The sequence below is a fragment of the Nocardia sp. CC213A genome, assembly GCF_030766805.1.
Taxonomy (GTDB): domain Bacteria; phylum Actinomycetota; class Actinomycetes; order Mycobacteriales; family Mycobacteriaceae; genus Nocardia; species Nocardia otitidiscaviarum.
Genome location: NZ_JASFXA010000029.1, coordinates 19817 through 31580 on the forward strand (window position 1 = coordinate 19817; position 11764 = coordinate 31580).

Below are 11764 nucleotides of genomic sequence, written 5' to 3' on the forward strand. Positions count from 1 at the left end.
CGAAATCTCGTCGCGACCTGCCCGCTAGCATGGGTCGGGTGTCGAATCCGCTCGAAGTCGCAGAGAAAGTGTCCACGCCGCCGCCCGCATTGACGGCGGACGAGATCGATGCTGCCGCGAAGCGAATTTCCGACATTATCGAGCCGACGCCGTTGCAGCGAATCGCGCGGCTGTCGGCGGCGACGGGCGCCGAGGTCTACCTCAAGCGCGAGGATCTCACGGCGGTGCGCTCCTACAAACTGCGCGGCGCCTACAACCTGATCGTCCAGTTGACCGCCGCCGAACGCCGGGCGGGCGTGGTCACCGCCAGCGCCGGAAATCACGCCCAGGGCGTGGCCTTCGCGTGCCGGGCCATGGGTATCTCGGGTCGCATCTACGTCCCGACCACCACGCCGAAGCAGAAGCGCGACCGCATCCGCGTGCACGGTGGCGAATACGTCGATCTCATCGCCGTCGGCGACACCTACGACGCCGCCGCGGCCGCCGCGGCCGCCGATGTGGAGCGCACCGGCGCGACCATGGTTCCCCCCTTCGACGATCCGCGCACCGCGGCCGGGCAGGGCACCATCGCCGCCGAATTCCTGGAGCAACTGGGCAGCGCCCCCGATCTGGTGATCGTGCCGGTGGGCGGCGGCGGCTGCCTCGCCGGTGTCGGCACCTATCTGCGGGAGCGGTCGCCGAGCACCGCGATCCTGGGGGTGGAACCGTCCGGGGCCGCCTCCATGACCGCCGCCATGGTGGCGGGCGGCCCGGTCACCCTGCCCGAGATCGACCCCTTCGTGGACGGGGCGGCGGTGCGCCGTATCGGCGCGGTGCCGTATCAGGCGGTGTCGCGGTTCGGCGGCCGGGTGCGTTCGCACGCCTCGCTGCCACTGCTCACCACCACCGAATCCCTGCCCGGCGCAGGACATTTCCGCATGATGCAGGTCGACGAGGGCGCCATCTGCACCACCATGCTGGAGCTGTACCAGAACGAGGGCATCGTGGCCGAACCGGCCGGGGCGCTGTCGGTCTCGGCGCTGTCGGTCGTCGACATCGAACCCGGGTCCACGGTGGTGTGCCTGCTCTCGGGCGGCAACAACGACGTGTCGCGCTACGGCGAGGTGATCGAGCGATCGCTGGTGCACCAGGGGCTGAAGCACTATTTCCTGGTGGACTTCCCGCAGGAGCCGGGGGCGCTGCGGCGTTTCCTGGACGAGGTGCTCGGCCCGGAGGACGACATCACCCTGTTCGAATACGTCAAGCGCAACAACCGGGAGACCGGTGCGGCGCTGGTCGGCATCGAACTGGGCGCTCCCGACGCGCTGGGGCCGCTGCTCAAGCGCATGGAGGCATCGCCCATTCAGGGTGAGCGGCTGGAGCCGGGCTCACCCGCCTACCGCTACCTCACCTGAGCCCCACCCGAATTCGAACGTCCAGGCCCCGAGTCGATCACGGCTCGGGGCCGTCTCTTTCCGGTCGGCTCTTTTCCGGTTCGCCGCGCGGCGGGCGGCGGCGTATCGCAGAATGTAGGCCGTCATTCCCGGGGGATTGTCACGGGGTTAACGGGGGTTCGGGGGCGTCGCGATGATTCGAGTAGTCGACTACGCACGAAACCGAACGTCCTGGGCGGGAGGATGCGTTCCATGAAACGGCTCGTAGTGTGCTGTGACGGCACCTGGAAGGCCGAGTCCGACGACACGGTCTCCAATATCGTGAAAATCGCACAGACGGTGCGCATCACCGGCAGCGACCGCAGCGGGAGACCCGTGGGGCAGCGGGTGTTCTACGTCTCCGGTCCCGGTGCCGGGGGATTCACCTCGGATCGGTTGCTGGGCGGGGCGTTCGGACTCGGTCTGGAGGCCAATCTGTGGTCGGCGTACTGGCAGGTGGCGCTGAACTGGAAACCGGGCGACGAGATATTCATCTTCGGGTTCAGCCGCGGCGCGTACACCGCGCGCAGTCTCGCCGGAATGATCACGCGGCTGGGCATTCTCACCGATGAGGCCATGATCTGCGGCAGGTACCGCGATGCTCAGCGCATCTACAAGCAGCGCAAAAAGCATATCGACGATCCGGATCCGCCCGAGTGGGAACGCTTTCGGAGGCGCTACGCGTATCCGGAACGGCCGAAGATCAACTTCCTGGGCGTGTTCGATACCGTTGGGGCCATGGGCATTCCGGGTGTCACCGCCTGGCGGCACCGCTTCCACGATGTGCGGCTGTCCAGTGTGGTGCACTGCGCCCGCCAGGCTCTCGCCATCGACGAACGCCGCCGCGCCTTCGAACCGTGCCTCTGGGAGATCCCGGTCGAACTCGGCGAGAAGTATCGCCGCACGGACCGCGTGAAACAGGTCTGGTTCGAGGGCGTGCACAGCGATATCGGCGGCGGCTACCCCGAATGCGGCCTCTCCGACACCACCCTGCACTGGATGATCCGCGAGGCCGAGGCCGAGGGCCTGGAATTCGACCACGACCGGCTGCGCTCCCTCATGAGCCACTGCGTCCCCGTCGAGCACGACAAACGCCACGACTCCCTGGGCCTGGGCTTCCGCATCCTGAACTATGTCCGCCTGGTCCGGAAATGGCGCACACCCCGCTTCTACTGGGACTCCTGGCGCAAACTCCTGCACCATACCGACCGGAGTGTCTACTTCGCCTCCACGGTCCGCCTCCGCGACGGCTACACCCCCGACAATCTGCGCCGCTGGCTGCTCGAACACGGCGGCGCAGCGAACACGATTCCGGCGGATCTGGTCGAACCCATCGACCTACCGCCCGCCCCGGCGCCGACCTACACCGCGAACGGCGACACCGCCGACCTCGGAGCGGAGAAACTTCCTACACCGGCTTGACTTAGCGATAGCAAGCACCCTGACCGTGCCGTCCGAGGTCGCCGTGCGGTATTCGAACAGTCCCTCGTCCAGTCCCTCGTCGGTCCGGTCCTGTGCATCAGCGCACCAGCAGGGCCACCGGGAGTCGGGCGAACAGTTTCTCCAGGCGGGCGCGGCCGGAGAAGGTGTGGCCGGTGAGGCGGTCGGTCCAGTCGCCCTGCGGGAGGTCGAGAACCGTATCGGTCCAACCGGTTTCGGCCAACGCCACACTGTGGCGGGTGGCGGCGACGATGACCTCGGGAGGTTCGCCGCGGCGGCCGCGGGCGTAGGCGATGAGGCGCTGGGCGTGGTCGCCGGTGGCGAACAGCGGGGTGTAGGTGCCGCCGACGAAGCATTCGGGGCGTTCGCGGCGCAACCACAGGGCGTAGGCGACGATCCACATCTTGGCCGCTCCGGATGGGTCGAGATCCGGTGTGCCGGTGAGGGATTGCAGCAGCAGAATGCGGTGGTTGAAATCGACGGGGCGGCGGTTGTCGGGATCGACGAGGGAATCCTCCCACAATTCGCAGCCCTGGTAGACGTCCGGGATACCCGGGCCGCCGAGTTGCAGCAGCTTTTGTGCCAGCGAGTCCGACCACGCGTGCGGGGCCAGATCGGCAACCAGATCCCCGAGCTCGGCGCCGACCGGGCCGTCGATCACGGTGTCGATCCACTGGTGCACCGCCTGCTCGAACTCGATATCCGGTTCCTCCCACGAGGTTCGGGTACCGGCCTCGCGCATCGCCTTCTCCGCGAACAGGTGCAGCCGATCGCGCAACCCGGGCACGGTGGCGGCCGGGCGGCCGTCGGCGGGCCAGACGCCGAACATGTTCTGTAGCAGGAACAGGGTGGTCGCGCCGTCGGGGCCGGGCGCGATCTCGTCCCAGGCGGTCACCGCCTGCGCCCAGGTGTCGGCCACCTGCGACAGCACCCCGATGCGGGCGCGCACATCCTCACCGCGCTTGGTGTCGTGGGTGGACAGCGCGGTCATGCCGGCGGGCCAGCGCGTCGCGCGCTCGGCGTTGGCGAGGTGGAATTCGATGGGCGAGCAGCCGAAGCGCACCGGATCGGCGCCCATCTCCTGGAGCGACACCAGCCGGGCCGCCCGGTAGAACATGGTGTCCTCCACCGCTTTCGCGGTGATCGCCCCGCCCACCTGATGGAAGCGCGTGGCCGCCTCGCCGCCCACCGCCAGCGCCGTCACCAGCACCTGCAGCGGCGTGGTCAGTTCGCTGTTGCGCCGCGCCACCTCGGCCACCACCGCGCCCACCATCCCGGCCAGCGGCGCGTAGTCGGTGCGGTACACCGGCATGAACGACAGCACCTCGATGGTGGCGTTGGTCAGCGCCATGGTGTCGCAGGTCTCGGCCTTGGCGTCGCGCTTGATCGCCGCCACCAGCCGCCGCATCTCCGGCACCAGCATGGTCTCGGCCACCGCGCGTTTGATGCGGTGCTCCTGCTCGGTGAACCAGGCGCGGTCGCTGCCGTGCCCGGTGAACTGCCTGGACAGTTCGGTCAGCGCCGGCTCGCCGTCCGGATCGAGCAGCACGCCGCCGAGGTCGGCGAGCGCGTCGTAGCCGGTGGTGCCGTCGATGGGCAGGGTGGCGTCCAGCGGTTCGCGATTGGACAGCACCTTCTCCACCAGCAGCAGCCGCTGCGGTCCGATGAGTCGCCGCAGCCGGGCCAGATACTCCGTGGGCCGGGCCAGTCCGTCCGGATGGTCGACCCGCACGCCGTCGATGAGATCGTGTTCGCACCAGGCGGCCAGCTCCCGATGGGTGGCGTCGAAGACGGCGGTCTCCTCCTGCCGCACCGCCGCCAACCCGCCGACGGTGAAGTAGCGCCGATATCCGCACAGCCCGGACTTCCAGGTGACCAGTCGATAGTGCTGCTTGTCGTGCGTGCGCAGCGCGTTCTCGCCGTCGGTGCCGGGCGCGATGGGGAAGCGCAGATCGCGCAGCGCCAGCATGGGTTCGGGCCCGGTGCGGTCCACGCTCAGCGCCGCCACATCGGTCTCCCCGGCCAGTACCGGCAGCGCGATCCGGCCGCCCGCACCATTGCCGGTACTCCAGTCGATATCGAAGTAGTGCGCGTACGGGGACTGCTTGCCGTTGCGCAGCACATCCCACCACCACGGGTTCTGCCGTGGGTCGGCCACGCCCACGTGGTTGGGCACCAGATCCACGATCAGGCCCATGCCGCGTCCGCGCACCTCGTCGGAGAGCGCCTTGAAACCGGCCGGGCCGCCCAGCGCCGCCGAGACCGTGGTGGGGTCGGTGACGTCGTAGCCGTGGGTGGAGCCGGGCATGGCGGTCAGGACGGGGGACAGGTACAGATGCGAGATCCCCAGCTGCTGCAGGTATTCGGCGATGGCGCGGGCGTCGGCGAAGGTGAGCGCGTCCGGTCGCAGCTGCAGCCGGTAGGTGCTGCGCACGGGGGTGCGCCGGGCGATGGCGTCGGTGCTGTGTTCAAGGCTGGTCATGGCTGTATCGATCATGCAGTACGGCGGAGGACGAGCAGGCAGCGCGCGGGGACTTCCACGGGTGTGCCGGCGTGGTATACGCGGTCGGGTGGGGCTCCGGTCGGGGTCGAACAGTCCAGGGCCACAGTCCATTCGGCGCCGTGGTCCGGGTCGGGCAGGGTGCAGGGCAGGGGTTCGTCGTGGGCGTTGAAGCACAGCAGGAACGAATCGTCGGTGATGCGTTCCCCGCGCGGCCCGGGTTCGGCGATGGCGTCGCCGTTGAGGAAGACGGTCAGCGACCGTCCGAAGCCGTTGTCCCAGTCGGCCGCGGTCATCTCGGTGCCCTCGGGGGTGAACCAGCCGATATCGCCGGGATGGGCGTGTTCGGGGGCGGGGCGGCCGTCGAAGAAGCGCCGCCGCCGGAACACCGGATGCGCGGTGCGCAGGGCGACGGCGCGGCGGGTGAAGGCGAGCAGATCGGCATTCGTGCGCATGAGCGACCAATCCATCCAGGACAGCTCGGAATCCTGACAGTAGGCATTGTTGTTGCCGCGCTGGGTGCGACCGAATTCGTCGCCGTGCAGCAGCATCGGCGTGCCCTGGGACAGCAGCAGCGTGGCGAGCAGATTGCGCTGCTGCCGGGCGCGCAGTGCGAGCACGGCGGGATCGTCGGTCTCGCCCTCCACTCCGCAGTTCCAGGAGCGGTTGTAGGTTTCGCCGTCGCGGTTGCCCTCGCCGTTGGCCTCGTTGTGTTTCTCGTTGTAGGACACCAGGTCCGCGAGGGTGAAACCGTCGTGCGCGGTGACGAAGTTGATGGACGCGCCGGGGCGGCGGCCGGTGGTCTCGTACAGGTCCGAGGAGCCGGTCAGCCGGGAGGCGAACTCGCCCAGCGTCGCCGGTTGTCCGCGCCAGTAATCCCGCACGGTGTCACGGTATTTGCCGTTCCATTCGGTCCACAGCACCGGGAAGTTGCCGACCTGATAGCCGCCCTCGCCCACATCCCAGGGTTCGGCGATGAGTTTGACCTGGCTGACCACCGGATCCTGGTGCACCAGGTCGAAGAAGGTGGACAGCCGGTCCACATCGTGCAGTTCGCGCGCCAGGGTGGCGGCCAGGTCGAAGCGGAACCCGTCGACGTGCATGTCGAGCACCCAGTAGCGCAGCGAATCCATGATCAGTTGCAGGGTGTGCGGATGGCGGACGTTGAGGCTGTTCCCGGTGCCCGTGTAATCCATGTAGTGCTGCGGATTGTCGTCCACGAGACGGTAGTAGGCGGCGTTGTCGATGCCGCGAAAGCCGATGGTGGGCCCGAATTCGTTGCCTTCGGCGGTGTGGTTGTAGACCACGTCCAGGATGACCTCGATACCGGCGGCGTGCAGGGCGCGCACCATGGCCTTGAACTCGGTGACGGCCGCGCCCGGGGCCGGGTTGGCGGCGTACTCGTGATGCGGGGCCAGATAGCCGAAGCTGTTGTAGCCCCAGTAGTTCCGCAGGCCGCGATCCAGCAGCACGCGGTCCTGGAGGAACTGGTGCACCGGCATGAGTTCGACGGCGGTGACGCCGAGGCCGCGCAGATGGTCGACGATGGCCGGATGCGCCATCCCGGCGTAGGTGCCGCGCAGTTCCGGCGGCACCTCGGGGTGGGTGACGGTCATGCCCTTGACATGGGCCTCGTAGATGACCGTCTCGTGGTAGGGGCGTTTGGGCGAGCGGTCGTCGGCCCAGTCGAAGTACGGGTTGATCACCACGCCGGTCATGGTGTGGCCGAGGGAGTCCCGGCCCGGCGTGTACGGGGCGGGATGGCTGTCGAATTGCCCGTCGAACGCCTTGCCGTAGGGGTCGAGCAGCAGTTTGCTCGGATCGCAGCGCAGTCCGCGCTCGGGTTCGAACGGCCCGTGCACCCGGAAACCGTAGCGCTGGCCGGGGCCGATGGCGGGCACGTAGCAGTGCCACACGTACCCGTCCACCTCGTCGAGCGGAATCCGCTGCTCGCGGTCGCGGTCGTCGATGAGGCACAGTTCGACCCGCTCGGCCACCTCGGAGAACAGCGAGAAATTGGTGCCCGCGCCGTCGTAGGTCGCGCCCAGGGGGTACGCGGTGCCCGGCCAGACGCCCAGTGGCGTGCGGTCCGGGGTGGCGGAGGACGACGGCATAGCCATGACAGTATCGGCCGTGTCCTCGCCGTTGGTGTGGTGGGCTCCGCTGCCGCGCGGGGGATTGACGTGGCTCGCCGCGCGTTCGGCGCACGACGGGGCGCGGTTGTCCGGCCGCCCCTGTGCGCCGGGTGTTCGCTCGGTGGTGCCCGGCTACTGTGTCGCGGCGGCCGAAGTGCGCAGCCAGCGGCGTTCGTAGCCGAGGGCGCGGGCGAGGCGGGCCAGGCCGCCGAGGACGATGCGCTGGAGTCGCGGCGGGATGCCTCCGAGATAGCCGTCCTGGTAGTCCCACAGCAGCGCGAGGGCCAGTGGGTCGCGGGGTACGCGGCCGGCCACGGTGGTCTTTCCGGCGGCGTCGAGCGCCTGCCAGAGTTCGAACATGGCCCAGTGGTGCAGTGGCGGGCGGATCTCGTGGTCGATCTCGGTGTCGGGGGCCTCGCTCCAGAACTCGTGCACCACCCCGGCGGGTGCGACGGCCGAATCGCCCTGCCGTGCGATCACTTCCGTGCCGTCGATGCGGAAGCGCAGCGCGCCTCGGCGCACCGTCCACCGTTCGGCGAGGGTGGGATGCCAGTGCGGTCCCGCCTGGCGGCCGGGGGTGGGCAGCAGATGGCGCAGCCGCAGATAGGGGCCGTGCTCATCGGTGCCCTCCGCGACGAAGGTGACCCGGTGGCCGTTGCGGAATGTGAGTGTGCACTCATCCATTCCCCAATTACAAAGGTATCCTTCGTAGTATGTCAATGCCCGAACCGTCCGTATCGCCGGAGTCCATCCTGAAACTGCTGGTCCGCACCACCCGTGCCGTCGAAGACGAGCTCAACCGCGCACTGCGCGCCGAACTCCACCCCGACCTGCGTCCCGCCCACTACGCGGTGTTCCGCCACCTCGACTCCGGGGGATCGCGCGTCACGGCCCTCGCCGACGCCGCCGGCATGACCCAGCAGTCCATGGGCGAACTCATCACTCACCTGGAGCGCTGCGGCTACGTCACCCGGACCGTCGACCCCGCCGACCGCCGCGCCCGCCTGGTCGTCCTCACCGCCGCGGGCCACGCCGCCCTCGCCACCGCGGCCCGGCGACTCGCCGAGATCGAAGCGCGCCTGGCCGACGCCCTGGGCGACAGCGGTTTCGCCGAACTCCGCCGCCAACTCGACCGCGCCCGCGCCGCTGTGACGGGGTGACCGCCCTGACGCACAGGCCGCTCGGTGCGCAGGCGGGTTGGTGTGCGCTGACCGGCGGAAATGCCGACGCTTCGGCACTCCGACCGGAGAGTCGACCGACACCCCGGCGCTCTGGCGGATCGGTGCACCGGGCGCGTGCGGAGTCGATGCTCGGGCAGCGCGCGACCGTGGCGAGCGATGCGGTGGTTGTGGCGTACTGCGGGTGTCGAACCCCGGCCGACCCAGCTCTGGGTCGGGTCGTAATCCACCGGCTCGCAGCGTGTGGTGTACGCGGGCGTCACGCGCGTGGGAGGGCGTGCGGGGATGCGGCGTGAGGCCTGGTGCGTGTCCGGCGTCAGTGCGCCAGTGCGCGCCGCCAGGTCTGGCCGACCAGGTCCACGCCGAAGCTGTGGTGCGGATTCGACTCCACCGGTTCGAATCCCGCGCGTTCGTAGATGCGGCGGGCGGCGGTGAGGACGTCGTTGGTCCACAGCACGATCTCGCGATAGCCGGCCGCGCGGGCGAAGGTGAGGCAGGCGTCCACCAGGGCGGTGCCGACACCGAGGCCGCGGGCGCCGGGTTCCACCAGCAGCAGGCGCAGGCGGGCGGTGGTGTCGGAGTCGCGCATGCAGTACACCGCGCCGAGCGGTTCGCCGTCGCGGTCGGCGATCCAGGCCCGTTCCCGCTGCGGGTCATGGGTTTTCAGGTAGTCGGCGACGATGCGGGCGACGAGAGCCTCGTAGTCGGCGTTCCAGCCGTATTCGGCGGCATAGAGCACGGCATTGCGGTGGATGACCCAGCCGTGGTCGCCGGGGCCGGGGGCACGCAGCGTGAACGCCGGTGCGTCCGAGGCGGGTTCGAGGATGCGCTCGATGGTGCGCATGGCCGCGATCAGCCGTTCGCGGTCGGCGGCCGGAACCTCGGCGAGCAGTGCGGCGGTATCGCGGCTGGAGCGATTGTCGAGATCGGCGAAGGTGTCCCAGCCGTGGTCGGTGAGTCGCACCTCCTGGATGCGGCGGTCCCGTTCGGCGCGGCGGCGCTCGACGAGTCGGTCGGCCTCGAAACGGGCCAGGATACGGCTGAGGTAGCCGGGGTCCAGGCCGAGGGACCGGCGCAGCGCCACCACTTCCAGGGGGCCGGAATCGGCCAGTTCGAACAGGATTCGCGCCTCGGTGAGCGAGAAGGGGGTGTCCACGAGGCCCTCGCGCAGCACGCCGATCACCCGGGTGTAGTGGCGGTTGAAGGCGCGGACGGCGGCGATCTGCCGCATATCCGGGGCGGTGTCGGTCGAGGTGCCCATCTCGGCTCCAATCCTTTGACCCAGTCAAAGAGTTCTGTCCAGCAGATTACGCCGGGTGGCCGCGTTCCGAAAGGTGCGGTGGTAACTTGAACGGCGTTCAAGCTCGCGCCCGGTGGATTCCGGGGCGGGGTACGACACCTGGCGAAGGACCGCACCCGTGGCACTGACCTCCGACGAGATCACCGCCGTCGACGCCGCCCATGTCTGGCATCCCTACGGCGGTTTCCCGGCCACCACCGAACCCCTGGTGGTCGAATCCGCCGCGGGCACCCGCCTCACCCTCGCCGACGGCCGGGAACTGGTGGACGGCATGAGCTCGTGGTGGGCCGCGGTGCACGGCTACCGGCATCCGGTGCTCGACGCGGCGCTGCTGGCCCAGTCGCGCCGGATGAGCCACGTCATGTTCGGCGGCCTCACCCACGAACCCGCCGCGCGGTTGACCCAACTGCTGGTCGAGCACACACCCGCGGGGCTGGACAAGGTGTTCCTCTGCGATTCCGGATCCGTCTCGGTCGAGGTCGCGGTGAAGATGTGCCTGCAGTACTGGCGCGCCCGCGGCCGCCCGGGCAAACACCGGCTGCTCACCTGGCGCGGCGGCTACCACGGTGACACCTTCACTCCCATGAGCGTGTGCGATCCCGAGGGCGGCATGCACGCGCTGTGGACCGACGTGCTCACCCCGCAGCACTTCGTCCCGACCCCGCCGCGTACGTACGAACCCGACTACGTCGCCGAACTCGAGCGCGCCCTCGCCGCGCACGCCGACGAACTGGCCGCCGTCATCGTGGAACCCATCGTCCAGGGTGCGGGCGGCATGCGCTTCCACGATCCCCGCTACCTCACCGACCTGCGCCGCCTCTGCGACGAGCACGGCATCCTGCTGATCTTCGACGAGATCGCCACCGGATTCGGCCGCACCGGAACGCTTTTCGCCGCCGACCAGGCGGGCGTGCGCCCGGACGTGCTGTGCGTGGGCAAGGCGCTCACCGGCGGCTACCTGACCCTGGCCGCGGCGCTGTGCACCGCCGAGATCGCCGAAACCCTCAGTGCCGCACACGGTGGGCTCATGCACGGGCCGACCTTCATGGGCAACCCCCTGGCCTGCGCGGTCGCCGTCGCCTCCATCGAACTGCTGCTGTCGCGGGACTGGCGCGGCGAGGTCGGCCGCATCGAGACCGAACTGCGGGCCGGGCTCGCGCCCGCCCGCGACCTCCCCGGGGTCGTGGAGGCGCGGGTGCTCGGCGCGATCGGCGTGATCGAACTCGACCACCCCGTCGACATGCGCAAGGCCACCCACGCCGCCGTGGACGCCGGAGTGTGGTTGCGGCCCTTCCGCAATCTGATCTACTGCATGCCGCCGTTCATCAGCACCACCGAGGACGTGCGCCGGATCACCGCCGCCATGCTGGCCGCGGCCGCCGCCTGAGCGGTGGTCGGCACCTGCCGGTGGTCAGCGCCGGTCGGTGATTCGCGCCGGTCAGTGGTTGGCGCGGCGTTCCCGCAGCCGCTCCTGCTCCTCGCTGTCCGACAGCACCTCCCACACCCGGAACAGACAGTGGAAATCGTCGGACCAGCCGCGGGCGATGAGCATGTAGTTGTCGCCGTCGCGCAGCACGGTGCGACGGCTGACCAGCTTGGGGTGGTCCGGAACGAATTTGCCGACCAGTTCCGACAACTTGGCCACGGCCTGTTCCCGGGTTCCCACCACCTCGGCGAGCACCTTGGGGGACCAGATCCTGTTCTCTCCGAAGCCGGTTGTCTGTTCGACCACTATTGCCCAACGTGGCATACATCTCTCCTACCTCGGTCTCCCAGGATAGCGACGTCGGGCCGCCGGG

The 11764-nt window shown here is 69.4% G+C and carries 9 protein-coding genes; 4 read left to right on the plus strand and 5 right to left on the minus strand.

Annotated elements, in window-relative coordinates; translation table 11 throughout:
- Window positions 1-29: 29 nt before the first annotated feature.
- Both ilvA and QJS31_RS34630 read left to right on the plus strand, forming a co-directional pair.
- The gene (gene ilvA, locus QJS31_RS34625) at window positions 30-1394 is read left to right on the plus strand and encodes a threonine ammonia-lyase IlvA (RefSeq protein ID WP_143980326.1); all 1365 of its coding nucleotides are present in this window, start codon (window positions 30-32) and stop codon (window positions 1392-1394) included.
- Between the two features lie 231 nt (window positions 1395-1625).
- On the plus strand, window positions 1626-2834 hold the full coding sequence (locus QJS31_RS34630; RefSeq protein ID WP_306358789.1) for a DUF2235 domain-containing protein: 1209 nt from the start codon (window positions 1626-1628) through the stop codon (window positions 2832-2834).
- 97 nt (window positions 2835-2931) lie between these two features.
- On the opposite strand, the gene treY is transcribed toward QJS31_RS34630, so the two are convergent.
- The 3 genes from treY to QJS31_RS34645 form a co-directional block, all read right to left on the minus strand.
- Window positions 2932-5334 carry a malto-oligosyltrehalose synthase gene (gene treY, locus QJS31_RS34635; protein ID WP_282782878.1) on the minus strand — a complete coding sequence of 801 codons (2403 nt, stop codon included), beginning with the start codon at window positions 5332-5334 and terminating at the stop codon, window positions 2932-2934.
- Window positions 5335-5345: 11 nt separating this feature from the next.
- Complete coding sequence (gene glgX, locus QJS31_RS34640; protein WP_372341637.1) at window positions 5346-7472, minus strand: glycogen debranching protein GlgX; 2127 nt, start codon at window positions 7470-7472, stop codon at window positions 5346-5348.
- A gap of 147 nt (window positions 7473-7619) precedes the next feature.
- On the minus strand, window positions 7620-8171 hold the full coding sequence (locus QJS31_RS34645) for a cupin domain-containing protein (RefSeq protein WP_306358791.1): 552 nt from the start codon (window positions 8169-8171) through the stop codon (window positions 7620-7622).
- 29 nt (window positions 8172-8200) lie between these two features.
- On the opposite strand from QJS31_RS34645, the gene QJS31_RS34650 reads away from it, so the two are divergent.
- The gene (locus tag QJS31_RS34650) at window positions 8201-8647 is read left to right on the plus strand and encodes a MarR family winged helix-turn-helix transcriptional regulator (RefSeq protein WP_306358792.1); all 447 of its coding nucleotides are present in this window, start codon (window positions 8201-8203) and stop codon (window positions 8645-8647) included.
- 334 nt (window positions 8648-8981) lie between these two features.
- On the opposite strand, the gene QJS31_RS34655 is transcribed toward QJS31_RS34650, so the two are convergent.
- Window positions 8982-9926, minus strand: coding sequence for a bifunctional helix-turn-helix transcriptional regulator/GNAT family N-acetyltransferase (locus tag QJS31_RS34655; RefSeq protein ID WP_306358793.1), 945 nt, complete (start codon window positions 9924-9926; stop codon window positions 8982-8984).
- Between the two features lie 157 nt (window positions 9927-10083).
- Between QJS31_RS34655 and QJS31_RS34660 the strand changes: the two genes are divergently transcribed.
- Complete coding sequence (locus QJS31_RS34660) at window positions 10084-11352, plus strand: adenosylmethionine--8-amino-7-oxononanoate transaminase (protein WP_282786389.1); 1269 nt, start codon at window positions 10084-10086, stop codon at window positions 11350-11352.
- A 51-nt stretch (window positions 11353-11403) separates the two neighbouring features.
- On the opposite strand, the gene QJS31_RS34665 is transcribed toward QJS31_RS34660, so the two are convergent.
- A complete protein-coding gene (locus tag QJS31_RS34665) occupies window positions 11404-11715 on the minus strand; it encodes a hypothetical protein (RefSeq protein ID WP_143980333.1) in 312 nt (103 codons plus the stop codon).
- Window positions 11716-11764 lie beyond the last annotated feature (49 nt).

Excerpts from the sequence above, each read along its gene's own strand:
- ilvA (WP_143980326.1), top strand. The coding sequence starts at position 30 with ATGGGTCGGGTGTCGAATCCGCTCGAAGTCGCAGAGAAAGTGTCCACG.
- QJS31_RS34630 (WP_306358789.1), top strand. The coding sequence starts at position 1,626 with ATGAAACGGCTCGTAGTGTGCTGTGACGGCACCTGGAAGGCCGAGTCC.
- treY (WP_282782878.1), bottom strand. The coding sequence starts at position 5,334 with ATGACCAGCCTTGAACACAGCACCGACGCCATCGCCCGGCGCACCCCC.
- glgX (WP_372341637.1), bottom strand. The coding sequence starts at position 7,472 with ATGGCTATGCCGTCGTCCTCCGCCACCCCGGACCGCACGCCACTGGGC.
- QJS31_RS34645 (WP_306358791.1), bottom strand. The coding sequence starts at position 8,171 with ATGGATGAGTGCACACTCACATTCCGCAACGGCCACCGGGTCACCTTC.
- QJS31_RS34650 (WP_306358792.1), top strand. The coding sequence starts at position 8,201 with ATGTCAATGCCCGAACCGTCCGTATCGCCGGAGTCCATCCTGAAACTG.
- QJS31_RS34655 (WP_306358793.1), bottom strand. The coding sequence starts at position 9,926 with ATGGGCACCTCGACCGACACCGCCCCGGATATGCGGCAGATCGCCGCC.
- QJS31_RS34665 (WP_143980333.1), bottom strand. The coding sequence starts at position 11,715 with ATGCCACGTTGGGCAATAGTGGTCGAACAGACAACCGGCTTCGGAGAG.